Here is a 24,064-nt window from a genome sequence, read left to right as displayed (position 1 = left end):
AAGAGGCCGAGGTCTTTGGCGAGGGCCAGGGCCTTGTTGTGCTTGCCGCCGAACTCTAGGGCGGCAAGGAGGGCGAGGGTGAGGATGGCGGAGGCGGGCGTTTTGGCTTGGGGGTCATCCTTGTAGCCCATGGCTTGCAGGGCGTCGTCTATAATGCAAAAGGCCGCTATGAGACGGGAAAGCATAGCGGCCACTATTTTTTCAGATCCAGGGGATAGGTAGCAACTTGGGTTAGAAATAACCTTCCTCATCCATACGGGCTATGTCGCCGGTGTGGAGCCAGCCGTCTTTAAGGGTTTTTTGGGTTTCCTCGGAGTTGTTCCAATAGCCAGTCATAACGTTGGGACCCCTGACGACCAGTTCCCCCGCTTCTCCTGTTGGTACCTCATTCCCTGCTTCATCCACTACCTTGGCGTCCACCCCAGGAAGGGGCAGTCCGATGGAACCCACCTTTCGCTTCCCAAAGAGAGGGTTGGCATGGGTCACGGGGCTTGCCTCAGATAGGCCATAGCCCTCAATGAGCTTGGCCCCTGTGAGCTCTTCAAAACGTTTGGCCACTTCTACGGGGAGGGGCGCAGCCCCGGAAATGCAGAACTTGATGCTGCTAATGTCCCGCTTTTCTATGCCCGGGAACTGGTTGAAGCCCACATAAAGGGTAGGCACCCCCGGCATGAGGGTTACCTTCCGCTTTTCCACGAGCGCCACCGCTTGCTTCAGGTCTGGGCGAGGCATGAGGATCAGTCGTGCTCCTTGCTTGATGCCCAGGTTCATGGCTACCGTCATCCCGTAGACATGAAAGAAGGGGATGATGCAGAGCACCACTTCCTTTCCCTCCTCAAGCCGGAGCTTGTCCGTTCGGTTCTTACCCCCTTCCATCCACGCCCAAACCTGGTAAACGTTGGCCACCAGGTTCCTATGGCTCAGCGTGGCCCCTTTGGGAGTTCCTGTCGTTCCTCCCGTGTACTGGATCACGGCCAGGTCGTCACCCTCTACTTCCACAGGTCGGAAGGCTTGTGGCTGGGTCAGGATGCCGAACCTCCGGCGCTTGGGATGGGGGCCTAGCCGGGCCCACCGGCCTTCCCGCCGCGCCTTTATGGGATAGAGAAGGTTGAAGGGGAAGCGAAGGTAGTCTTGGATGCCCGTGGTGAAGACCACCTGTACCGACACCTCTTTCTCCACCTCTTGGTAGAGGGGGAACAGGAAATCCAGCATCACGAGGAAACGAGGCCGGGCGTCCTGCAGGAGTTCCTTAAGCTCGCGCGCTGTATAGAGGGGGTTTAGGTTGACCACTACGCCCCCGGCCATGAGGGTACCGTAGTAGGCGATCACGTACTGCGGTACGTTGGGCAACATCAGGGCCACGCGGTCTCCCTTCCGGAGCCCCAAGACCTGGAGATTTGCCGCTACCCTACGGGCCGTGGTCAGGAGTTGGGCGTACGTGATCTGCTTTCCCAGGCCCCCTAAGAAGTCCAGGGCCACGTTTTCAGGAAACCGGGCCGCGGCCTCCTCAAGAAGGCGGTAAAGAGGGACCTGGGGATAGACTAACTCCTGAGGAATGCCCTCATCGTAAAACCGCAACCAGGGCCGTTCTTGGGCGGTCATCCTCTCACCCCGCTCAAAGCTCTCCCAGTAGCTTTCGGGCATGCTCTTGCTCGTACTTGTCCTCTGCCGTTTTCACCGGTAGGGAAAGGGCCTTTTCCAGAAGGGCTTTGGCTTTGTCCTTCTTGCCTAGAAGCACCATCGCGCGGGCGTATTCCACGTGGAAGATGATCCGGTTCGGTTGTAGACTAAGGGCTTCATCCATCAGGGGTTCCACCCGATCGGCCCGGGCTCCGAAGACGAACCCCAGCTTTTTGGCCACAAGCTGGGCGTGCCAAAGGGCCAGACCCACCTTGGGTTCGGGATAGCTACGGTCTAGCTCAATGGCTTTTTCAAAAGCCTGCCGAATCTGGTTGGCTAAGGCTGCCTGGCTGAAAAGGTTGGCGTACTCTGCCAGGCGGCCTAGGGCCCGACCTAGAGCCATATAGGCCCGCGGGTTTTTAGGATCTAGCTGAATGGCCCTCCGGGCCAACTCCTCTGCCCGTTTGAACCATTCCCGCTTCTCCGTATCCCCCTGTGCCTGGTAGATGGCGTAGAAGGCTGCGGCTTTGGAGGCTAGGGCCAGTGCCTCCGAACCTCCAAGTTTTGAAGCTTCCTGGGCTACCTCCTGGTACTTGCCCTGCTCAAAGAGGCCTTCCAGTTCCGGAAGGGTAGCCCCAAGGACCGGGACCGAAGCCAAAACGCCCATCAGGACCACCAGCACTTGGATGTTTCGCATAGTCGTTTCCTCCATCTCTTGACTCAGTACAAGACGATTGTAGATAGGGTCCCTCAAAAAACCATCAAAGCCCCGGGGTGAGACCCCGGGGCCCAGGGTGGGTGAACCTTACCTGCGGACCAGCTGGTCCCCTTCGGCCTTGCCCTGGTAGGCCGTGGGTGGGTTCAGGTATCCCCGGACCTCTACCTTCCAGGTGCCGCCCTTGGGGGCTGGGATGGCCACCGCCTCAAAGGTAGAGGTGCCCTGGGTGGAGGACCCGGCCAAGTTGCCGTCGGGGTCGTAAACGTAAAGGTCCAGGTCGTAGGCGGGATTGCCCCAGTCCACCCGAACCCGGAGGGCACTGAGCCCTTCAGGCACCTGGATCTCGTGGGTGTGGCTGGCTTTTACAACGCAGTCCACAAGGGGAGCGCAAACAGCAGTCTGGACCTGGCCCGTCCAGTTATCCAGGGCTTGGGTGTGCAGGGTGTAGCGCACCGGGTTCCGCAGCACCGCTTCTCGTACGGCCCCGTAGGCGTCGAGGTAGCCGTAGCCCACCTCCCACTCCTCGCGCTGGGCCACCTCCACCTTGGGTTGTTGGGTGGGGTCAAATCCGTTGGGAGGCGTGATGCTCTTTATGTAGTACATCTTGCGGGCGGTGTCGCGGAAGATATCCAGGATATCCTCAAGGCGCAGGCTGGGGTTTGCCTCCAGCATGAGGGCGATGGTGCCAGAAACGTGCGGAGTCGCCATGGAGGTACCACTCATGGTGGTGTAGAAAGCTATGTTGGTAGGGTCTGAGCTTATGGTCTTTCTATCTAGAGCGCAGAGGGTGCAGGTAGAGGCCCGGGCGGCCACGATGTCAACCCCCGGAGCGGTGATGTCCGGGTGGTAGAGAGGATCACCAGGAATGCCCCGGCTGGAGAAGTCGGCCAAATAGCCCTGTTTATCCCCGGCGGCTACGGAAATCGCGCAAGGGGAAACGGAGTAAGGGTTCAGGGTATCGGGATTAGGACCATCATTCCCAGCGGCGAAGACCACGATCATCCCCAAGTCGTAGGCCCGCTTGGTGGCTAAGGCGATGGGGTTATAGGGAGCGAACTTACCGCTTGTCCCCCAGGAGTTCGAGACTACACGGATGTTGTATTTCTCCCGGATATCGGGCTTCATGATGAAGTCGAAGCCTTGAAGGGCGTAAAGGATGAAGAGGGCATCTCCTGCACCCACGCCCACCAGGGTGGCTCCAGGGGCCACGCCCACATACTTCTTGTTGCTCAGGGAGGCCTTACCGAGGCCAGCGATGGTGGAGGCTACATGGGTGCCGTGGCCGCTAGAGGTGTCCGTGTTGGGGAGATCGGCGTAGAGATACCCACCCACCGGTTCCTCCAACAAGGGTCCCACAATCTTCACGTTCCGGCCCAGGTTGACACCCTGTTGGAAGTCCGCGTGGGTACCGTCAATGCCGCTGTCGATCACTGCCACCCCGATCCCCTTCCCCGTGACCCCAAACTCGCCCCGTGCCTGGGTAGCCCCGATAAAGGGAACGCTTTCGGCCAGGTAGTACTGGAGGGGAGCGTCGGCGTAGACGGAAACCAGGCCCAAGGGCCTGAGCCCTTCTACCAGGTGCCGGATCAAGTCCTGGGTGACAGGGACCTTGATGGCCACCATGGGCAAGTTCTCAAAGACCCCCAGGCCTTGGCCGGGCTTAAGCCCCAGGTTGGTTTCCATCCAGTTGACTGCCCGAGCCTTGACGCTGTCCTGGGCGAACGATAGAATGAGGGTTGCAATTTGGCCATAGGGGAGGTCTTCCTGGACTACTGGTTGGCTAGGGGGGGTGGTGTAGAGGGCTTGGCAGGCGCTCGGGGTGCCGGAGCTTGGTGTTCCGAAAAGAGGCGGCGGGGAAGACGTGGTAGCAGGTGAGCCGTCGCTGGGGGAGCTGGGGGCAGATGGACCATTGCCCGGGGGTGCAGAGGGAGGTTTCACTTGGCTACAGGCAACCAGAAAGCCCATTACGGCTACCGCCACGGCTAGAAGGTATGCCTTTTGGGTCATTGAGTTCATTCTCCTTCCTCCTCAGGATACCAGGGTAGGCCATGGTCATCAAAAACCCATCAAATGTTCCGAGGCTTCCCGGAAAGGCGGCGAGGCGGTTGAAAGGTCCGCCCGCTTGGGTGGTGGCCCCTGTGGGGGTCGGCTACCAGGAGGATCTGGTGGCCTGGGCAGAGGCCTCCGGCTACCAAGTGGGAAGCCAGCTCGAGCACCTTCGACCCCCTGCCCTCTGGCTTCCTCCTTCCCGTAGCCATCTTTTCAAGAGGTTGGGAGAGCTAGAGGGGGTTTGGTTTTCTGAAGCCGAGCTTGTATGGGAAGCCGGCGAATGGGAGGACGCCCTGGCGGCTTATCCAGGGGACTTTCGCAGAGCCACCTATGAAGAGACGGAAGGTTGGCCCCTGGGATTGGCCCTGGCCCGGGAAGTGGGAACGTGGCCTCTCGCCTCTCACCCCCAGGTGGTAGTAAGGCTTAAGGCCTTGGTCCCTGTTGAGGTAGAGGCCGCTGCTTTTAAGGCTGCTAGGGCACCTGTCCTGGCCCCTATTCTTTGGGCTCACCTCGGCCTCAGCCCAGAGGAGGTCTATGGACTTTGGGACCGGGGCCTTCTGGTGCCAAAGGCAGGGGGAGTGGCTCTTCCCAGGTTGCTGACCCGGGTTCTGTGTCCCTTTTGGGACCCGGAGGAAGTGCGGTATTTAGCCAAGAGGCTCTTGGAGGTTGGCCTTGGGGAAGCTGCCATTTTGAGCTATTTAGAAGTAGGCCTGGTGGTAGAGGCCCTCGAGGCGGCCTTGGTGATGGACTTGCAAGAGGAGAACCGCCTAAGGGGGATTTTGGCCCGCGTACCCGAGGCCTGGTGCGACCACCCCTTGTACAATTTGCTTGCCGGAAGGCTCGCTCGTAAAGGGAGTCAGGCTCAGGTGGCCCTAGCCTTTCTAGAAAAGGCGGGGAGCGATCCCGGTTTGGAGCCTTGGCGGCAGTTAGAGTTGGGTCTATTGCACGTGGCCCAAGGAGAGGTGGCGAAGGCAGAAGCCAATTGGTCTGAGGCTTATCGCCTTGCTTCCCAGCCAGTCCTTCGCGCCAAGGCTGCCCACAACCTAGCAGGGCTTTGGGTGGTGAGGGGGGAATATCGGGCGGTGGAGCCCTACCTCAAGGAGGCGGTGGGGCTCTTCCGGGCTTTGGCCAAGGGGGAGCTAGAGGGGGAGAGCCTTTTGCTCCTGGCCTTAAGCTACCAGGCCATGGGCCGCCTAAGGGAGGCAGAGGTCCTTTATAAGGAGGCTCTGGGCCTTTTTTCCCGTTATGGTCGACCCACGGGATTGCTTTGGGGCAATTTGGCCGAACTGTATCTCCTACGGGGAGAACTTCACAAGGCTCACCAGGCCTTAGAGAAGGCAGAGGAGGATCCACGAGCAAGAGGAGTGGCCTTGTTAAACCGGGCCTGGCTTTACCTTCTTTTGGGGGAGAGCGAGGCCCTGGAGGAGGTATTGCAGCAACCAGATACCCAGGAGACCCGTTTAGATTTGGAGCGGCGCCTCCTTCTCGCCCGGGTGGCCCGTCATAGGGGAGAAAGGGAGAAAGCCCTTGGCCTTTTACAAGGCCTGGAGGACCTGCGGGCAGATCTGGAGCGGGTGCTCCTCGGAGCCTTGGAACCCGAGCTGTTAAGGGAACGGGCCATGGCTAAGGGGGCCCAGTTCGAAGCTTGCGCAGCCCTTTTGCTTTTGGGGCGCGTGGAAGAACTCCTTCCCATCCTGAAGGCGGAAAAATACGGCCTCTTCACCTTGGATCCCGGCTTCGGTGTTCATATGCAACGCCTTTCCGAAAACCACCCCGAGCTTCGCGACTTCCTTCCTGTGCGCATCCGGGGGTTGGGTCCATTCCGAGTCTATTTTGCTGGGAAACGCTTTATACTGTCAGAGTTCTCCACGCGAAAGGCCGCAGCCCTGCTTGTGCTACTTGCTCTCCAACCTGGTGGGTGGCCGAGAGTCCATCTGGCAGAGCGTTTGTGGAGTGATTCCGCTAACCCCGAGGGTAGCCTAGCCACAGCCCTTTATTTCCTTAATCGGCTTTTCCAAGCACGGCTTTCTGAAACGCATAAGGGAGTAGTGCGTTTGGTTTATCCGGTAGAACTAGACTTAACCCAGATAGAGGAGTTCAGCGATGTGCGTCAGCTGTCCCGACCCATTCTCCCCGAGTTGGCCGACCTGCTTCCCGATGAAGCGATGCTCTTCGAAGCCCGCAGGGAAAGGCGCCTGACACAGCTTAAGAAAGAAGATACGGGCAGGGTTTTGGCCTATCTGGAGGACTTGGTGCTTCATGACCCTCTTAACCTGGAGGCTCGGCGGGAACTGGTTGAGTTCTATCGACGGCTGGGCTACGAGCGAAGCGCTAGCCTTCAGGAGGAGAGGCTAAACCGGTTGCTTTCCTGAAAATTTCTTCGCGTGCTGCTTAACTTGGATGCCTGGCGCTGGTGGGTTTCGGGTGCCATACGGCCGGGGAATCTGGGTGTAGCAGTAGCTACCCATGCCGACTGCAGGCATCCGAGCTTGACAGGATGTACAGCCCCCACGGGGGTCTAGAAGCATGCAGAGTAGAACTACCAGCCTTCAAAAGGCCTAGGCCTCGAGCAAGGAGTTCAGCGCTCCCAGGCTCCGCTACGGTTCGTGGTCCCAGATCTGCCCTGGCGCGAGCTCGATAAGGTTCCCCTCGGGGTCGCGGGTGTAGAGGCTCTTCCCCTTGGGCCAGGTCGCCCACCATACGGGATAGCCCGCTTCCCGAAGCCTTTTCTCCCAAAGGGAAAGCTCCTCCTCCTCCACCCGGAAGGCCACGTGGACGCTCCCCCTCGCCCCGTGGGGGGGAAGGGCCTCGTCCTTCTCCGTCTCCTCGGGGTTGAAGACCAGGAAGACCCCTCGCCCGGCGCGGAAGAAGGCGTGCCGGGGGGGCTTGAACTGGAAGCAGGGGAGGCCCAGAACCCCCTCGTAGAAGGCCCGCGCCCTCTCCAGGTCCTTGGCGTAGACCGAGGTTTCCAGGACGTCCACTACTTGAGCTTGGCGATGAGGTCGGCCACGGGGATGGCCTCCAGGGTGGTGGTCTTCACGCTCCCCCTCGAGGCCAGGTGGAGCATGGCCCGGGCCACGCTGAGGGCGTCCTCCGCCTCCACCACGTTCACGAAGTCGTAGGGCCCGAGCACCGCGTACTGGGCCACCACCTTCACCCCGAAGTCCCGCTCCAGCTCCTGGTTCACCTCCTTGATGCGCTCGGGGTTTTTCACCAGGGTCTCGGCACCGTCGTCCGTGAGGGAGCTGAGCACGATAAAGGTGGGCATGGTTTGCCTCCTTTCCCCTCCAGTCTACCCCGCTTGGCCCTCCAGCTCTACCCCGGCGTAGACCTCCGCCACGGGCAGGCTTCCCTCCAGGCAGGGCAGGGGTACCTCCCCTTCCTCCGCCACCTGGTGGAGGATATCGCCCTCTTTCCGGTAGAGCTCCACCCGCCTCTCCCGGGCGCTCACCAGGAGGTAGCCCTCGAGGGAGGGAAGGGAGAGGTAGCGCCAGAGCTTCTCCCTGCGGTCCACCCCCTCCGTGGCGGGGGAGAGGACCTCCACCACCAGGCAGGGGGCCTCCTCGTAGAGGGGGTTATCCGGGGGCGGGGCGCAGGCCGCCATGAGGTCCGGGTAGTAGAAGGTGGCCTCCCCCACCTTAAGCTTCATGTCGGCCACGTAGAGGCGGCAGCCCTTCCTGCGGGCCAGGGGGCCGAGGAGGAGCACCAGGTTGGTCACGATCAGGTTGTGGGCCCGGCCCGCCCCGGCCATGGCGAAGGGAACCCCCTCCACCAGCTCCCGCTTCACGGGGGAGGTGGCCTCCTCCCTCAGGTACTCCTCGGCGGTGAGCCGCCTAAGCCTTGCGGGTTCGCCCATCACTCCCACTCTATCGTGGCCGGGGGCTTGGAGGTGATGTCGTAGACCACCCGGCCCACCTCGGGCACCCTCCCCGTGATGCGCCGGGCCGCCTCGTCCAGGAAGTCCAGGGGAAGCCTCGCCCAGTCCGCGGTCATGAAGTCCTCGGTGGTCACGGCCCTTAGGGCCAGGACGTGGCCGTACTTCCGCTCGTCCCCCGCCACCCCCACGCTCCTTATGGGGGTGAGGACCGCCAGGGCCTGGGCCACCTTTTCGTAAAGCCCCCACTCCTTGAGGAGGCTCGTGAAGATGTCGTCCGCCCGCCTGAGGACGTCCAGGCGCTCCTCCGTCACCTCCCCCACGATGCGCACCGCGAGGCCGGGCCCGGGGAAGGGGTGGCGGAGGCGGATGGGGTCGGGAAGGCCCAGGAGGAGGGCGAGCTCCCGCACCTCGTCCTTGAAGAGGAGGCGGAAGGGCTCTAGAAGTTCAAACTTCAGGTCCTCGGGGAGGCCCCCCACATTGTGGTGGCTCTTGATCTTGGCCGCCCCGTGCCCCCCCGCGGACTCTATTACGTCCGGGTAGAGGGTGCCCTGGGCCAGGAAGCGGAAGGGCCCCCTTTCCCGGGCCACCTGGCTGAAGACCTCCACGAACTCCCGTCCGATGATCCTCCGCTTCTCCTCGGGGTCCTCCACCCCCTTTAGGGCCTTGAGGAAGCGCGCCTTGGCCTCCACCACCAGGAGGTTCACCCCAAGGGCCTTCAGGGCCCCTTCCACCTCCTCCCTTTCCCCCAGGCGCAGAAGCCCGTGGTCCACGAAGACCGCCAGGTGGTCCACGCCCGCCTTGGCCAGGAGGAGGGCCAGGGTGGAGGAGTCCACCCCCCCGGAGACGGCGAGGAGGACCCGGTCCTTTCCCACCGTCTTTCGGACCTCCTTCAGGAGGCCCTCGAGGACCTGCTCCGGGGTCCAGTCCCGCGGGACCCCGGCGAGCTCCAGGAAGTTCTCCAGGATCTGCATCCCCTTGGGGGTGTGGGCCACCTCGGGGTGGAACTGCACGGCAAAGGTTTTGCCGTCCTCGGCCTCCATGGCGGCCACGGGGTTCTCCTCGGTCCTGGCGGAAACCCACCACCCCGGGGGAAGCTCGGTCACCGCGTCCTGGTGGCTCATCCACACCTGGACCTCCCCCTCCAGGCCCCGGAAGAGAGGGCCCGTGTACTGGGTGAGGAGGGCCTTCCCGTACTCCGCCCGGCCGGAGCGCTCCACCTTGCCCCCGTGGAGCTGGGCCAAAAGCTGCATCCCGTAGCAGATGCCCAAGGTGGGGAGGCCCAGGGCGAGGAGGCGGGGGTCGGGCCGGGGGGCCTTGGGGTCAAAGACGCTTTTGGGCCCGCCGGAAAGGATCAGGGCCTTGGGCTTGTGCTTCAGGACCTCCTCCAGGGGAGCATCCCCGGGCAGGATCAGGGAGAAGGCCCGAAGCTCCCGGAGCCTTCTCGCGATGAGCCGCGTGTACTGGGAGCCGAAGTCCAGCACCAGGACCATATGGGCCAGTCTAGCAGGGTAGGATGGGGTTATGGCCGAGGTGGAGAGCTTCGCCCTGGACCACACCAAGGTGGTGGCCCCTTATGTGCGGCTTGCGGGGAGGAAGCCCGTGGGCGGGGGCGTGGTGGAGAAGTACGACCTCAGGCTGGCCCAGCCCAACCGGGAGGCCCTGCCCACGGCGGCCCTGCACACCCTGGAACACCTCCTCGCAGGCTACTTGCGGGACCACCTCCCTGGGGTCATCGACCTTTCCCCCATGGGCTGCCGCACGGGGTTCTACCTGGTGGCGGAAGGCCCCCTGGACGAGGAAAGGGTCCTGGTGGCCCTGGAGCGGGCCCTAAGGGATGTCCTCACCCACGTGGGGGAGGTCCCCGGGGCGAGCCTTAGGGCGTGCGGCAACTACCGGGACCACGACCTAAAGGGCGCCAAGGCCTGGGCGGAGAAGGTCTTGCGGCAGGGCCTCAGGGTCCAGCCCACCGTACCCCTTCAGCCATGACCGCCTTCTTCGCCGCCGAACCCGAGGAGGCCTCCGCCCTCAGGGAGGCCCTGGGGGCGGGGGAGGCCTTGGAAGCCCCTTTTCCCCTCCACCGGGGAAAGGGGGTCTTGGTGGCGGAAACGGGGGTGGGCAAGGTGGCCGCGGCCTCCGGCGTGGCCTACGTGTTGGCCCGCTTCGCCCCCCAGGAGAGCTTTTTTCTGGGGGTGGCGGGGGCCTTGGACCCTACCCTAAGGGCCTTGGATCTCCTTTTGGCGGAGGAGGCGGTGCAGTGGGACGTGGACCTCACCCCCTTTGGCCGCCTTCCTGGGGAGACCGCCTTCGGGGTGCGCTTCTTTCCCTCCGACCCAGGCCTCCTGGCGCGGGCGGAGCGGGCGGCCTTGGCCCTGGGCCTGCGGGCGCGGCGCGGGGTGGTGGCCACGGGGGACCGCTTTCTGGCCCAAAGGGAGGAGGCGGAGAGGCTTAAGGCCCTCTTCGGCGCCCACGCGGTGGAGATGGAGGGGGCCGCGGCCCTCATGGTGGCCTGGCGCTTCCGCCACCCCATGGCCCTGGTCCGGGCGGTGACGGACGGGGCAGGGGAGGGGGCGGCCTTTGACTTCCAGGCCTTTTTGCGGGAGGCCTCGAGGCGCCTTGGCCTTCTCGCCAGGGGTCTCCTCGTATACTGAAAGGGGGATCTCCCTATGGAAATAAGGCTCTTCACGGGCAACGCCCACCCCGACCTGGCCCGGCGGGTGGCCGAAGCCCTAGGGGTGCCCCTGGGCCAGGCCATGGTGGACCGCTTCCCCGACGGGGAGGTGCGGGTGCGCCTCCTGGAGAGCGTGCGGGGGGACGACGTCTACCTCATCCAGCCCACGAGCCCCCCGGTGAACGACCACCTCATGGAGCTCCTGCTCCTGGCGGACGCCGCCAGGCGGAGTTCCGCGGGGCGGATCAACGCCGTGATCCCCTACTTCGGCTACGCCCGCCAGGACAAGCAAACCCAAGGCCGGGAGCCCATAAGCGCCAAGCTGGTGGCGAACCTCCTGGAAGCGGTGGGGTTCCATCGGGTCATCGCCATAGACCTCCACGCCCCCCAGATCCAGGGGTTTTTTGACATCCCCGTGGACCACCTCTCTGCCGTGCGCCTCTTTGCCCGCTACCTCCAGGAGCGGGGCTACACGGAGAACGCCGTGGTGGTCTCGCCGGATGCGGGCCGCGCCGAGGAGGCCAGGAGGCTTTCCGAGCGCCTGGGCCTGCCCTTCGCCATGCTGGCCAAGCGCCGCCACGGGCCCAGGGAGACCTCCGTCACCTACGTGATCGGGGACGTGGCGGGAAGGCGCCCCTTGCTCATTGACGACATCGTCTCCACCGGGGGCACCATCCGGCGGGGGGTGGAGGCCCTCCTGGAGGCCGGGGCCCTCCCCCAGGTGGTGGTCATGGCCACCCACCCGGTTCTGGTGGGGGAGGCCCGGGAGAACCTGGCCCACCCCGCCATCCAGGAGGTCATCTTCACCGATACCATCCCCTTGAGGGACGGGGGCTACACGGTGCTTTCCACCGCCGAGCTCCTGGCCCAGGCCATCCGCCACGTGCACACCAACCAGTCGGTGAGCGCCCTCATCTGAGTACTCCACCGAGGCCTCGGTGGGGGCCCCAAAAGGGCATGCCCGGAAGGTGGTGTTTGGCGAAGTGGAGGGGCGGGCACTTGGCCTTGGGGTGGGTGCCCCGAAGGCCCTGGGGCGTGGTAAGCTTTTCTTTGTGCGCCCCTTGGGGGCCAGGGTCAAATTCAAGGAGGAGCCATGGAGTACCGTTTGAAAGCCTACTACCGGGAGGGGGAGCGGCCTTCTGCCCTGCGCCGTGCGGGCAAGCTCCCCGGGGTGATGTACAACCGTAGCCTGAACCAGAAGGTCTACGTGGAGCTTTCCGAGTTTGACAAGGTCTTCCGCCAGGCCTCCATCCACCACGTGATCGTCCTGGAGCTTCCCGACGGCCAGACGCTCCCCACCCTGGTGCGCCAGGTGAACCTGGACAAGCGCAGGCGCCGTCCCGAACACGTGGACTTCTACGTGCTCTCCGACGAGCCGGTGGAGATGTACATCCCCTTGCGCTTCGTGGGCACCCCCCAGGGGGTGCGGGAAGGGGGTGTGCTCCAGGAGGTGCACCGGGACATCCTGGTGCGGGTCTCCCCCCGGAACATCCCCGAGTTCATTGAGGTGGACGTCTCCGGTCTGGGCATCGGGGATAGCCTCCACGCCGCCGACCTCAAGCTCCCGGAGGGGGTGAAGCTGGCCGTCTCCCCCGAGGAGACCCTGGCCGCGGTGGTGCCCCCGGAGGACGTGGAGCGCCTGGCGGCGGAGGCGGCCGAGGCCCCGGCCGAGCCCGAGGTCATCAAGAAGGGCAAGAAGGAAGAGGAGGCCTAGGGCCGCCCCGGTGGGGGCCCTCCCTCGGCAGGGGCTAAGGGGTGGGCCCCCCTTCTTTTGGGGAGGGAAAGGTGTTCCTGGTGGTGGGCCAGGGCAACCCCGGGGAGGGGTACGCCAAGACCCGGCACAACGTGGGCTTCATGGTCCTGGACCGGCTGGGGCTTGGCTTCCGGAAGAAGGGGGAGGCCCTCCTGGCGGAGGCGGAGGTGGGGGGCGAGAGGGGCTTCTTCCTCAAGCCCCTCACCTACTACAACCTGAGCGGGCAGGCGGTGGCCCCCCTGGCCCGCTTCTACCGGATCCCCCCGGAGCGCATCCTGGTGGTCCACGATGAGATGGACCTGCCCTTGGGGCGCCTGCGCTTCAAGGCCGGGGGGAGCCCGGCGGGCAACCGGGGCGTGGCCTCCATCGCCGAGGCCTTGGGTACCCAGGCCTTCCACCGGTTGCGCATCGGCATCGGCAAACCCCCGAGCCGGGAGCTGGGGGCGGCGTACGTGCTCTCCCCCTTTGCCCCGGAGGAGTGGCCGGTGGTGGAGCGGGTTCTGGAGGCGGCCAAGGAGGCGGTGCGCTGCTGGATAGCGGAGGGGCTCCTGCCTTGCGCGGGGCGGTACAACGGCCTGGACCTCCGGGAAAGGGGCTAAGCTTTAGCCATGGTAGCGCCCAGAGTGCTCGTCATCGCCGGGGGGAGAAGCCCCGAGCACGAGGTCTCCCTCCTCTCGGCCCACGGGGTCTTGGAGCACATGCCCTTTCCCGCGGAGCTGGCCGTCATCGCCAAGGACGGGCGTTGGCTCCTCGGGGAGAGGGCCTTGCAGGCCCTCCGGGAGGGGGTGGCGCCTCGAGGGGAGCACCCCTTCCCCCCGCCTTTGGACTGGGACCGCTACGGGGTGGTCTTCCCCCTGCTCCACGGGCGGTGGGGGGAGGACGGGACGGTCCAAGGCTTTTTGGAACTCCTGGGCAAGCCCTACGTGGGGGCCGGGGTGGCGGCGAGCGCCCTTTGCATGGACAAGGACCTCACCAAGCGGGTCCTGGCCCAGGCCGGGGTGCCGGTGGTGCCCTGGGTGGCCCTCTACCGGGGGGAGGCGCCCCTGGTCCCCTTTGAACCCCCTTTTTTCGTCAAGCCCGCCAACACCGGCTCCAGCATCGGCATCTCCCGGGTGGAGCGGTACGGGGAGCTGGAAGGGGCCCTGGCCGAGGCGTTTCGCCACGACGGCAAGGCGGTGGTGGAAAAGGCCCTCCCCGGGGTGCGGGAGCTGGAGGTGGGGGTGCTCGGCAACGTCTTCGGCCAGGCGAGCCCGGTGGGGGAGGTGCGCTACCAGGCCCCCTTCTACGATTACGAGACCAAGTACACCCCGGGCCGGGCCGAGCTCCTCATCCCCGCCCCCCTGGACCCCGGGACCCAGGAGACCATCCAGGAGCTGGCCCTGAAGGCCTACAAGCTCCTCGGCATCCGGGGCATGGCCCGGGTGGACTTCTTCCTGGCCGAGGGCGAGGTGTACCTCAACGAGGTGAACACCATCCCCGGCTTCACGCCCACCAGCATGTACCCCAAGCTCTTCGCGGCCGGGGGCCTCGCCTACCCCGAGCTTCTCCGACGCCTGGTGGAGCTGGCCTTGGCGTAGCCCCGCTGAGCGCCCGCCTTCCTTTCGCCCCGCGCAATCTACCGCCTGGCTTCGCGGGCCCGCCCTTTGGGGGCCCCCGGCGGGGTACTTGAAGCCCTCCTTTCCCCTAGAATGGAGCCAAGGGAAAGGAGGGGAAGATGGACGTTTTGGAGCGGCTTGGCCTTCGGGGGCGGCGGGTCCTTTTGCTCCACCACGACGACCTGGGCCTGACCCACGCCCAGAACGGGGCTTACCAGGCCCTGGGTTTTCCCACGGGGAGCGTGATGGTCCCCGGGGCCTGGGCGAGCGGGGTCAAGGGGGAGGACCTGGGGGTGCACCTGGTGCTCACCAGCGAGTGGCCCGCCCCCAGGATGCGGCCCCTCACCGAGGGGGAAAGCCTGAGGGACGGGGCGGGCTACTTCCCGGGGAGCCTCGAGGCCCTCTGGCAAAGGGCCAGGGCCGAGGAGGTGGAGCGGGAGCTTAGGGCCCAGATAGAGGCGGCGAGGAGGCTCTTTGTCCCCACCCACCTGGACGCCCACCAGGGGGCGGTGCTCCGGCCCGACCTCGCCGAGGTGTACCTGCGCCTGGCCTGGGAGTACCGGCTGCCCGCCCTGGTGCCCGAGAGCCTCGAGGGCCTGGGCGTGCCCCCGGCGTTTCTCCCCGACCTCCTGCGCCTCATGGAGGAGAGCCCCTTCCCCCGGGTGCGCTTCCTGGACCCCTACGGCCTCCCCCCGGAAGAGCGGCTCGGCTTCTATCTGGGCCTCGCCCACCTCCCCCCGGGCCTCTACCACCTGGTCCACCACAGCGCCCTCCCCACCCCCGAGGGCCGGGCCCTCCCCGACTGGGCCACCCGGGAGGCGGACTACTTCGCCCTCTCCCACCCCGAGGTGCGGCGGGTGCTCGCGGAGTTCCACCCCCTCACCTGGAAGGCCGTGCGGGAGGTCCTATGAGGCCCTGGCGCTACGCCTCGGGACAGCTGGGCCTCACCTTGGTCTCCGAGAGCTTTGGCACCTACCTCGCCTTCTTCTACTTGGAAAGGCTTGGCCTTTCCGCCGCCTTCTACGCCCTGGCCCGCACGGTCTACGCCTTTTGGGACGCGGTCAACGACCCCCTTTTCGGCCACCTCTCCGACCGCACCAAGACCCCTTTAGGCCGCAGGCGGCCCTGGCTCCTCCTGGGCATCCCCCTCTTCCTGCTGGCCTACGTCCTGGTCTTCTGGGTGCCGGACTGGGCGAGGAGCCCCGGGGTGCTCCCCTATTACTTCGCGGCGGCCATCGTCCTCTACGAGACCCTGGCCACCGTGGTTTGGACCAACCACGGGGCCCTTTTCCCCGAGATGTTCCGCACCCTTCCCGAGCGGGCCCAGGCGGCGGCCCTGCGGCGCGGCACGGAGCTTTTCGGCCTCATCCTGGGCATCGCCCTGGCCCCCCTGGTCTACGCCCGGCTGGGGTTCTTGGGCATGGCCCTCCTCTTCGCCGCCGTGGCCCTTTGGGCCTTCCTCTTCTTCCTGAGGGGGGTGGAGGAGGACCCCCGGGCCCAAAGCGGCCTGGGCCTGCGGGAGTCCTTCCGCCTGGTCCTGGCCAACCGGGCCTTCTGGGTGGTGGCCCTGGTGGGCCTCCTCTTTGAGTTCGGGCGCACGGTGATCCAGACGGGGATGGCCTTCTACGCCAAGCACAGCCTGGGCTTGCCCGAGGCGGCCACCACCTTCCTCTTCGCCGCGGTCTTCCTGGTGGCCCTGCCCTCGGTCTTCCTCTGGGGGCGGCTGGCCCAGGTTCTGGGGGGCAAGCGGGCCTGGCGGCTTGCCCACCTCCTCATGGGCCTCGCCGCCCTCCTCCTCTTCCTGCCCCAGGGCCTCCCCGCGGCCCTCCTGGTGGGGGCCCTGGTGGGGGTGGGGTTTGCGGGGGTTCGGGTCACGGGGGAGGTGGTGATGGCCAAGGTGATTGACTTGGACGCGGAGCGCACGGGAACCCGCCGGGAGGGGGCCTACTACAGCCTGGTGGGGCTTTTGGGCCGGGCCTCCGGGGCCTTGGTGGGGCTTGCCTTCGCCCTCCTCACCCCGCTTTTCGGCTACGTGAGCGGGGAGAACCCGGGGCCGAACCCGGGGCTGGCCTTCCGCTTCCTCATCTCCGTGGTGCCCGGGCTGGCCATCCTCCTGGCCTACGGCCTCACCGCCCTCTTCCCCCACGAGGTGCGGGAGTGAGGATGCGGCTACATCCCAACCACCCCCGGCCCACCCTGCAGCGCCCGGGCTGGCGGAGCCTCGAGGGCCCCTGGGACTTCGCCCTAAGCGAGGCGGAGGCCCCCCACGGGGTGCGGTTTGACCGGAGGATCCTCGTCCCCTTCCCCCCCGAGGCCCCGGGAAGCGGGGTGAGGGAGGCCTGGGTGCGGGTGGCCTGGTACCGGAAGGCCCTGAGGCTTAGGCCCAGGCCCGGCCGGCGGCTTTTCCTCCGCTTCGGGGCCGTGGACTACCGGGCGGAGGTCTTCGTGAACGGGGTGCGGGTCCTGGAGCACGAGGGGGGGCACACCCCCTTTGGCCTGGAGCTCACCCCTTTCCTGGGAAAGCCCCTCGAGGTCCTGGTGCGGGCCGAGGACGACCCCGAGGACCCGGAGATCCCCCGGGGCAAGCAGGCCCTGGGGGAGCCCGGGGGCATCTTCTACCCCCGCACCACGGGGATCTGGCAGCCCGTGTGGCTGGAGTGGGTGCCGGAAAGCCACATCGCCGCCCTGCGCCTCACCCCGGACCTCAAGGCCCTGGGCTTCCACCTGGAGGTGGGGGTTCAGGGGGAGGGGGAGGCGGTGGAGGTGGCCCTCTTCCCCGGGGTGAGAGGGGAGGCCCCCCTGCCGGAGAAGCCCTGGCTGGAGGCCCGCTTTCCCCTCTCCGCCGGGACCGCCCGCGGCTTCCTGGGGCTTCCCCTGAGGGGAAGCCCGGAAGGCCTCCTCTGGCGGCCGGAAAACCCCGTGCTCTTCCCCTTGCGCCTCCGCCTCCTCGCCGGGAGGCGCCTCCTGGACGAGGCCTACGCCTACGGGGGCCTGCGGGAGGTGGCCGCCCGAAGGGGGGTTTTCCTCCTCAACGGGGAGCCCTACCTCCCCAAGCTGGCCCTGGACCAGGGGCTCTGGCCCGAGGGGCACCTGGCGCCCCCGGGGCTTGCCGCCCTCCGGCGGGACGTGGAGCTCGCCAAGGCCTTGGGCTTCAACGGGGTGCGCAAGCACCAGAAGCTGGAGGACCCCCGCTACCTCCACCTGGCGGACCGGCTCGGGCTTCTCGTCTTCGCGGAGATGCCGAGCTTCTTCCGCTTCTCCCCCAAGGCGGCGCGGCGCTACCTCGCCGAGCTCGCCGCGGCCCTGGAGCGGGACCACAACCACCCCGGCCTGGTGGCCTGGGTCCTCTTCAACGAGAGCTGGGGCCTCACCCCCTGGCGGGCCGAGACCTTGGCCTTCCTCCAGGGGGCCTTCGCCCTGGCCCGCGCCCTGGACCCCACGCGCCTCTTGGTGGACAACGACGGCTTTGAGCACGGTCCCGCCTGGGACCTCCTCACCGTGCACGACTACGCCCCCCTGGAGGCCCTCGCCCGGCGGTACCGGGAGGGCCTGCCCGAGGCCCCCATGGGCCGTCCCCTCGCCCTGGAGGGCCTTCCCCCGGGGGTGCGCCCCTTCCTCTCCGAGTTCGGGGGGCTCAGGCTCAAGGGGCCGGGCCCGGGCTGGGGGTACCGGGAGGCGGAGGGGGAGGAGGCCTTCCTGCGGGAGGTGCTCCGCTACCTGGAAGCGGCCTGCGAAAGCCGCCTCAGCGGGTTCTGCTACACCCAGCTCTACGACACCTTCCAGGAGGAGAACGGCCTCCTGGACTTCCGGCGAAGGCCCAAGGTGCCCCCCGAGAGGGTCCGGGCCTTCCTGGAGGGCTGCGAGGCGAGGCGGCTTCTCGCGGAGTAGGAGGTGGACATGGGCTTTGCCGGTAAAACCCTCGGCAAGAAGCTCTGGAGCGCGGCGGAGATGGCGGCCCTCCTGGGCCCCGGCATCCTCCTCCTCGCGGTCCGGTACGCCTGGAGGCGGGACCGCTGGGCCCCCGAGGCCCCCCTTCCCCCCTGGAGGGGGGTAGGGAGGGTGCAGGGCCTCGAGGCCATTCCCGGCGGGGTGAGGGTGCGCTTCGCCGAGGCCGAGCTGGAGGCGGTCTTCCTGGGGGAGGACCTCCTCCGCCTCACCTGGTCCCCCGGGGAGGCCCTTCCCCCCTACGCCCTGGCGGAGGAGGCCTCTCCCCTGGAGCCCGAGCGCCTGGAGGGGCCGGATGGAGCCCGCCTCCTCCGCACGCGCCGCCTGGCCCTCGCCCTCGGGGAGGAGGGCCTGGAGGTCCGGGACGAGGGGGGCAGGCTCCTGCGGCGAGAGGCCTACCCGGAGCGGGCGGGGAGGGCGTGGCGCCACCGGGTCCGGCTCGCCCCCGGGGAGCGGGTGCTGGGCCTGGGGGAGCGGGCCCACCCCCTGGACCGCCGGGGCGGGGCCTTCCGCCTCTGGAACCGGGACCCGGGGGGAAGCTACGGCCCCGGGGAGGACCCCCTTTACCTCTCCGTCCCCGTGTGGCTCTCCCTCCTGCCCGAGGGGGGGTACCTGGCCTTCTACGAGAACCCCGCGGAGGGCTTCGCCGACCTCCGGGGGGAGGAGGCCTGGGTGGGGTTTTTAGGGGGGACCTTCCGCTACTACCTCATCCCCGGCCCCCTGGAGGAGGCCCTGGCCCGCTACCTGCGCCTCACGGGCCTTCCCCCCATGCCCCCCCGCTGGGCCCTGGGCTTCCACTACGCCCGCTGGGGGCTCAGGACCCGGAAGGAGGTGGAGGAGGCGGTGGCGGGCTTTCTGGAGCGGGGCCTCCCCTTGCGGGCGGTGCACCTGGACATCGACTACATGCGGGGCTACCGGGTCTTCACCGTGGACGGGGACCGCTACCCCGACCTCGAGGGCCTGGTGCGGGCTTTCCGGGAGAAGGGGGTGCGCACCGTCCTCATCCTGGACCCCGGGGTGAAGGCGGAAAAGGGGTTTTCCCCTTACGAGGAGGGCCTGAGGGAGGGGCTCTTCTGCCGCCTCCCCTCCGGGGAGGTGGTCCGGGGCCCGGTGTGGCCGGGGCTTGCCGCCTTCCCCGACTTCACCGACCCCAAGGCCCGGGCCTGGTGGGGGGAGAAGCTCAAGGGGTTTCTGGAGATGGGAATCGCGGGCTTCTGGCTGGACATGAACGAGCCCGCCCTCTTCGCCGCCTGGGGGGAGCCCACCCTGCCCGCAAGCGCCCGCCACGCCCTGGAGGGCCAAGGGGGGGACCACTGCCTCGCCCACAACCTCTACGGCCTCCTCATGGCCCGGGCGAGCTGGGAGGGGTTCCGGAAGCACGCCCCGGGAAGCCGCCCCTTCCTCCTCACCCGCGCGGGCCACGCGGGGGTGCAGCGCTACGCCTGGGCCTGGACGGGGGACGTGGAGAGCACCTGGGAGGGCCTAAAGGCCACCCTGCGGGCCCTCCTCGGGCTTTCCCTCTCCGGGGTCTACTTCGTGGGCTCGGACATCGGGGGCTTCAGCGGCAACCCCTCCCCCGAGCTCTACCTGCGCTGGTTCCAGATGGCGGCCCTCACCCCCTTCTTCCGCCTCCACGCGGCCCGCTGGACCAAGCGCCGGGAGCCCTGGCTTTTCGGGGAGGAGGTGCTGGAGGGGGTGCGGCGGGCCATGGCCCTCCGGGAAAGCCTCCTCCCCTACCTCTACACCCTGGCCTACCGGGCAAGCCGGGAGGGCAGGCCCCTCCTCAAGCCCCTCTTCCTGGAGGGGGGGCCCTACACGGAGGAGGCCTTCCTCCTGGGGGAGGCCCTCCTGGTGGCCCCGGTCCTGGAGGAGGGGGGGCGGGCCGTGGAGGTGCCCCTGCCCCCGGGCGGCTGGCACCCCTGGGAGGAGGACCGGTCCCTCCAGGGCCCCACCTGGGCGCGGCTTCCCGCCCCCCTGGACCGGATCCCCCTCCTGGTGCGGGCGGGAAGCGTCCTGCCCCTCCTGGAGGAGGGCGTCCTGGCCCTCCACCTCTACCCGGGGGCGGAAGGGGCGGAGGGCTGCCTCTACTGGGACGAGGGGGAGGGGGAAGGCCCTTATAGGCTGGACCGCTTCCGCCTCGTCCCCGCCCCAGGGGGCTTCCGCCTTCTCTGGCAGGGGGAGGGGGCTTATCCCTGGCCGTGGGAGGGGGTCCGGCTCAAGCTTTTCGGGAAGCGGCTCCTCAGGGCCTCCGTGGAGGGGGAGGTTTACCCCGCCGAGGGGGGCGGGGTCCTCCTCCCTCCCTTCCGCGAGGCCCTTTTGGAGGTGGAAGGATGAGGCTGGAGAGGGGGTGGTTTTTGGCCCACGGGGCGGAGGGGCCGGAGGGGCTTCCCGAGGGGGGCTTTCGCGAGGTGGCCCTGCCCCACCAGTGGAGCCTGGAGGGGATGGAGGCGGAGGTGGGCTGGTACCGGTTTCACCTGCCCGAGGCGGGGCCCAGGCGCTTCCTCCGCTCCTTTGGGGACTACTACCAGGAGGCCTGGCTGGACGGGGTTTATTTGGGCCGGCACGAGGGGTACTTCTTCCCCTGGCTTTTGGAGCTTCCCAAAGGGGAAGAGCTCCTCCTCAGGGTTTCCGCCCCCAAGGAGCCCCTTGGGGTCTGGCCCCGGTTCAAGCGGCAGATCAAGGGGGTCTTCGGCCAGCACGACTGCCGCCCCGGGGGTTCGGGAGAGCGGGGCCAGGAGCGGGGTACGGGGGGGCTATGGGGCGGGGTGGAGGTCTGGGCCCGGGAGGAGGTGGCCCTCCTCGGGCTCACCCACCGCCTCTTCCCCCGGCCCGGGGGGTGGCGGCTTTGGGTGCGCCTTTTGGTGGACGCCCAGAGGCCCTTCCGCGAGGGGGTGCGCCTTTCCTTGGTCCCGGCCAACTTCCCCGGGGAGGCCCTGGAGCGGGAGGCCCTCCTGGAGGGCGGGGCGGGGCGGGCCTGGCGGGAGGTGGTCTGGGACCTGCCGGGGATGCCCCTGTGGGAGGTGTGGGAGCGGGGCTTTCCCCACCTCTTCCGCCTGGAGGCGGAGCTTATGGGGGCGCGGCTTGCCGTCCCCTTGGGCTTCCGCACCGTGGAGGTGGACGGGGAGGGCTGGCTCCTTTTGAACGGGAAGCGGCTTTTCCTGCGGGGCACCAACGCCATCCCCACCCAGTGGCTCGCCGCCTACTCCGAGGAGGTGGCCCAAAAGGACGTGGCCCTCCTCAAGGAGGCGAACCTGAACGCGGTGCGGGTCCACGCCCACGTGACCCACCCCGCCTTCTACGCGGCCTGCGACCGGGAGGGGGTCTTGGTCTGGCAGGACTTCCCCCTGCAGTGGGGCTACGCCCCGGACGAGGCCTTCGCCCAGGAGGCCCTGCGCCAGGCCCGGGCCATGGTGGAAGTCCTGGGGGCCCACCCCAGCCTCTACCTCTGGTGCGCCCAGAACGAGCCCACCCACAACCGCCACGCCCTGGGCCCCCTCCTCGCGGGGGCGCTCCGGGGGGCGGACCCCACCCGGCCCGTGAAGGAGGCCTCGGACTTCTGGGAGCACCCTTACCCGGGCTGGTACTGGGGGCACCTGCGGGACTTCCTGGCCCTCCCCGGGGCCCCCCTCCCCTCGGAGTTCGGGGCCCAGGCCCTGCCCCGGGCGGAGCTTTTGCGGCGGGTGTTGGGGGAGGCGGCCTGGCCCCCCAGGTGGGAGGTCTGGGCCTACCACAACTTCCAGCCCCACGAGACCTTCCGGGTGGCCGGGGTGGGGATGGGGGAGAGCCTGGAGGCCTTCGTGGAGAACTCCCAGGACTACCAGGCGAGGCTATTGGAGTTCGCGGTCCACGCCTACCGGAGGGGCAAGGGGAAGGTGGTGGGCTACTTCCAGTTCATGTTCGTGGAGCCCTGGGAGGGGATCACCTGGGCGGTGGTGGACGTGGAGCGCGTCCCCAAAAAGGGGTATTTCGCCCTTAAGGAGGCCAGCAGCCCCGTCCTCCTCTCCCTGGTGCCCTACCGGGAACGGGTGGAGGTGGGCGGGCCCCCCTTGCAGGAGGCCTGGCTCGTAAGCGACCTGGACCGGTCCTTAAGCCTCCGGGTCCGCCTCTTCCTGGAGGGCCCCGCCACCCTCCTCCTCTACGAGGAGGAGGTGGCCCTGGCCCCGGGGGAGGTGCGGCGGTTTTTCAGCCTGGGGGAGCTTTGGGAAAGCCCTTTGGAGGTCCAGGCCCGCTTCCTGCCCCTGCAGGAGGCCCTGGCCCGGATCCCCCCCGGGGCCTACCGCCTGGTGGGGGAGGCCTGGGAGGGGGAGAGGCTCTGGTCCCGCCACGTCCTCAGCGTGGAGTACCTGGAGCCCATCCTGCCCCTGGGGGTGGCCTGGTGATGCTGCTCCACCTGGCCTACGCCCTGGGGGGCCTGGGCCTCACCCTCCCCGCCCAGACCTTCGGCACCTACCTGGCCTTCTACTACCTGGACCACCTGGGCCTGGCCGCGGGGGCCTTCGCCCTGGCCCGGCTCGTCTTTTCCGTGTGGGATGCGGTGAACGACCCCCTTTTCGGCTACCTCTCGGACCGCACCAGGACCCCTTGGGGCCGCAGGCGGCCCTGGCTCCTTCTGGGCCTGCCCTTTTTCCTCCTCGCCTTCTACCTCACCTTCAGCGTGCCGGAGGCTTTCCGGGAAGGGGCAAGGCTCTTCTGGTACTGCCTGGGGGTGATCCTCCTTTTTGAAACCTTTGCCGCCCTCACCTGGGTGAACCACGCCGCCCTCTTCCCCGAGCTTTTCCGCGGCCAGAAGGAGCGGGCCCGGGCCAACGCCTGGCGGCAGGGATTTTACTTTCTGGGCCTCATGGGGAGCATCGCCCTCCCCCCCTTGGTCTACACCGCCTGGGGCTTTTCCGGCATGGCCCTCCTCTACGGGGCCGTGGGGGGCGGGCTGGTCCTCCTCTTCCTCCTCGCCGTCCGGGAGGACCCCAAAGCCCAGGCGCCTGAGCCCCTCCCCTTCGTCCCCGCCTTCCGCTACACCCTGGGGAACCGCGCCTTTTGGATCTACTCCCTGGCGGCGCTTTTTCTCCTCTTTGCCGTGGGCCTCTTCGGGGCGGCCATGCCCTTCTACGCCAAGTACGCCCTGGGCCTCGGGGGGGAGGCCACCTCCTTGCTCTTCGCCTCGGTGCTCCTCGCCGCCCTCCCCTCGGTCCTCCTCTGGGCCCGGCTCGCCGCCGCCTTCGGGCCCAAGGGGGCCTGGCTTCTCGCCATCGGCCTTCTCGCCCTGGGGGCCTTCCTCCTCCTCTGGCCCCGGGGGCTCCTCGAGGCCCTGCCCGTGGGGGTGCTCATCGGGGTGGGGTTTGGCGGGGTGTTGGTGGTGGGGGACGTGCTCCTGGCCGAGGTGATCGACCGGGATGCCGCCCTCACCGGGCGGAGGCGGGAGGGGGTTTATTACAGCGTCTACGGCTTCATCAACCGGCTTTCCGGGCCCCTGCAGGCCCTTGCCTTCGCCCTCCTCACCCCGCTTTTCGGCTACGTGAGCGGGGAGGCCCCGGGGCCAAGCCCGGAGGCGGCCTTCCGCTTCCTCATGGCCGTGCCTCCCTTCCTGGCCACCCTTTTGGCCCTGGGGCAGACTTGACCGATATGTATCCCCCGGGTATACAAAGGGCATGACCTTGCGCGAAGCCTTGTCCCAAGTCCCCGACCCTAGGGCCCGCAACCGGCGATACCCCCTGTGGGGCCTCTTGGCCCTCATCCTGGTGGCCTTCCTCAGCCGCGTGGACTCCCTGCGCGGCGTGGAACGCTTCGCCCGCGCTCACCCCCACCTCCTCCCCCACCTGGGCCTGCGCAAGCCCCCAGGCCA

At 67.5% G+C, this 24,064-nt stretch carries 20 protein-coding genes and 2 pseudogenes; 14 read left to right on the top strand and 8 right to left on the bottom strand.

Features of this window, described 5'->3' with window-relative positions; all coding sequences use genetic code 11:
• From ACYQ0J_RS13190 to ACYQ0J_RS13175, 4 genes and pseudogenes are all read right to left on the bottom strand, one after another.
• Window positions 1-185: pseudogene (locus tag ACYQ0J_RS13190) on the bottom strand (IS982 family transposase); the annotation flags it as partial.
• A gap of 49 nt (window positions 186-234) precedes the next feature.
• A pseudogene (locus ACYQ0J_RS13185) lies at window positions 235-1,602 on the bottom strand (AMP-binding protein); the annotation flags it as partial.
• Window positions 1,603-1,615: 13 nt separating this feature from the next.
• Complete coding sequence (locus ACYQ0J_RS13180) at window positions 1,616-2,302, bottom strand: hypothetical protein (protein ID WP_460172566.1); 687 nt, start codon at window positions 2,300-2,302, stop codon at window positions 1,616-1,618.
• Between the two features lie 123 nt (window positions 2,303-2,425).
• Window positions 2,426-3,961, bottom strand: a complete 1,536-nt coding sequence (locus ACYQ0J_RS13175) for a S8 family serine peptidase (RefSeq protein WP_460172565.1) — start codon at window positions 3,959-3,961, stop codon at window positions 2,426-2,428.
• Window positions 3,962-4,386: 425 nt separating this feature from the next.
• Here ACYQ0J_RS13175 and ACYQ0J_RS13170 point away from each other — a divergent pair, with 425 nt between their 5' ends.
• Window positions 4,387-6,759 (top strand): tetratricopeptide repeat protein, encoded by a 2,373-nt coding sequence (locus ACYQ0J_RS13170; RefSeq protein ID WP_460172564.1) that lies wholly within the window; start codon window positions 4,387-4,389, stop codon window positions 6,757-6,759.
• 225 nt (window positions 6,760-6,984) lie between these two features.
• Here the strand turns inward: ACYQ0J_RS13170 and ACYQ0J_RS13165 are convergent, their stop codons facing one another.
• From ACYQ0J_RS13165 to guaA, 4 genes are read right to left on the bottom strand one after another with little or no spacing between them, the layout of a single operon-like run.
• Window positions 6,985-7,368 carry a VOC family protein gene (locus ACYQ0J_RS13165; RefSeq protein WP_460172563.1) on the bottom strand — a complete coding sequence of 128 codons (384 nt, stop codon included), beginning with the start codon at window positions 7,366-7,368 and terminating at the stop codon, window positions 6,985-6,987.
• The gene (locus ACYQ0J_RS13160) at window positions 7,368-7,655 is read right to left on the bottom strand and encodes a glutamine synthetase/cystathionine beta-lyase binding protein (protein WP_460172562.1); all 288 of its coding nucleotides are present in this window, start codon (window positions 7,653-7,655) and stop codon (window positions 7,368-7,370) included. Before ACYQ0J_RS13160 ends, ACYQ0J_RS13165 begins: the two co-directional genes overlap by 1 nt.
• A gap of 24 nt (window positions 7,656-7,679) precedes the next feature.
• The gene (locus ACYQ0J_RS13155; RefSeq protein WP_460172561.1) at window positions 7,680-8,243 is read right to left on the bottom strand and encodes a Uma2 family endonuclease; all 564 of its coding nucleotides are present in this window, start codon (window positions 8,241-8,243) and stop codon (window positions 7,680-7,682) included.
• Window positions 8,243-9,754 (bottom strand): glutamine-hydrolyzing GMP synthase, encoded by a 1,512-nt coding sequence (guaA, locus tag ACYQ0J_RS13150; RefSeq protein WP_460172560.1) that lies wholly within the window; start codon window positions 9,752-9,754, stop codon window positions 8,243-8,245. The genes ACYQ0J_RS13155 and guaA overlap by 1 nt, the downstream gene beginning before the upstream one ends.
• A gap of 31 nt (window positions 9,755-9,785) precedes the next feature.
• Here guaA and ACYQ0J_RS13145 point away from each other — a divergent pair, with 31 nt between their 5' ends.
• From ACYQ0J_RS13145 to ACYQ0J_RS13085, 13 genes are all read left to right on the top strand, one after another.
• A complete protein-coding gene (locus ACYQ0J_RS13145) occupies window positions 9,786-10,250 on the top strand; it encodes an S-ribosylhomocysteine lyase (RefSeq protein WP_460172559.1) in 465 nt (154 codons plus the stop codon).
• On the top strand, window positions 10,247-10,912 hold the full coding sequence (gene mtnN, locus ACYQ0J_RS13140) for a 5'-methylthioadenosine/S-adenosylhomocysteine nucleosidase (protein WP_460172558.1): 666 nt from the start codon (window positions 10,247-10,249) through the stop codon (window positions 10,910-10,912). The genes ACYQ0J_RS13145 and mtnN overlap by 4 nt, the downstream gene beginning before the upstream one ends.
• A 15-nt stretch (window positions 10,913-10,927) precedes the next feature.
• Window positions 10,928-11,851, top strand: a complete 924-nt coding sequence (locus ACYQ0J_RS13135) for a ribose-phosphate diphosphokinase (RefSeq protein ID WP_460172557.1) — start codon at window positions 10,928-10,930, stop codon at window positions 11,849-11,851.
• Between the two features lie 174 nt (window positions 11,852-12,025).
• A complete protein-coding gene (locus ACYQ0J_RS13130) occupies window positions 12,026-12,646 on the top strand; it encodes a 50S ribosomal protein L25 (RefSeq protein WP_460172556.1) in 621 nt (206 codons plus the stop codon).
• A gap of 71 nt (window positions 12,647-12,717) precedes the next feature.
• Window positions 12,718-13,284 carry an aminoacyl-tRNA hydrolase gene (pth, locus tag ACYQ0J_RS13125; protein ID WP_460172555.1) on the top strand — a complete coding sequence of 189 codons (567 nt, stop codon included), beginning with the start codon at window positions 12,718-12,720 and terminating at the stop codon, window positions 13,282-13,284.
• 9 nt (window positions 13,285-13,293) lie between these two features.
• On the top strand, window positions 13,294-14,262 hold the full coding sequence (gene ddl / locus ACYQ0J_RS13120; RefSeq protein ID WP_460172554.1) for a D-alanine--D-alanine ligase: 969 nt from the start codon (window positions 13,294-13,296) through the stop codon (window positions 14,260-14,262).
• Between the two features lie 137 nt (window positions 14,263-14,399).
• Entirely contained in the window at window positions 14,400-15,191 is a 792-nt protein-coding gene (locus ACYQ0J_RS13115; protein WP_460172553.1) for a carbohydrate deacetylase, read from the top strand.
• Window positions 15,188-16,441 (top strand): MFS transporter, encoded by a 1,254-nt coding sequence (locus ACYQ0J_RS13110; protein ID WP_460172552.1) that lies wholly within the window; start codon window positions 15,188-15,190, stop codon window positions 16,439-16,441. Before ACYQ0J_RS13115 ends, ACYQ0J_RS13110 begins: the two co-directional genes overlap by 4 nt.
• A 2-nt stretch (window positions 16,442-16,443) precedes the next feature.
• The gene (locus ACYQ0J_RS13105; RefSeq protein ID WP_460172551.1) at window positions 16,444-18,168 is read left to right on the top strand and encodes a glycoside hydrolase family 2 protein; all 1,725 of its coding nucleotides are present in this window, start codon (window positions 16,444-16,446) and stop codon (window positions 18,166-18,168) included.
• 9 nt (window positions 18,169-18,177) lie between these two features.
• Complete coding sequence (locus ACYQ0J_RS13100) at window positions 18,178-20,559, top strand: glycoside hydrolase family 31 protein (RefSeq protein WP_460172550.1); 2,382 nt, start codon at window positions 18,178-18,180, stop codon at window positions 20,557-20,559.
• Window positions 20,556-22,604, top strand: coding sequence for a glycoside hydrolase family 2 TIM barrel-domain containing protein (locus ACYQ0J_RS13095; protein WP_460172549.1), 2,049 nt, complete (start codon window positions 20,556-20,558; stop codon window positions 22,602-22,604). The genes ACYQ0J_RS13100 and ACYQ0J_RS13095 overlap by 4 nt, the downstream gene beginning before the upstream one ends.
• Window positions 22,604-23,839 carry an MFS transporter gene (locus tag ACYQ0J_RS13090; protein ID WP_460172567.1) on the top strand — a complete coding sequence of 412 codons (1,236 nt, stop codon included), beginning with the start codon at window positions 22,604-22,606 and terminating at the stop codon, window positions 23,837-23,839. The genes ACYQ0J_RS13095 and ACYQ0J_RS13090 overlap by 1 nt, the downstream gene beginning before the upstream one ends.
• Before the next feature lie 31 nt (window positions 23,840-23,870).
• The coding region (locus tag ACYQ0J_RS13085; protein WP_460172548.1) for a transposase family protein at window positions 23,871-24,064 on the top strand (194 nt) is incomplete at its 3' end.

Source organism: Thermus sp. FJN-A (genome assembly GCF_054655095.1).
This window is presented reverse-complemented; position numbering and strand designations above follow the sequence as displayed.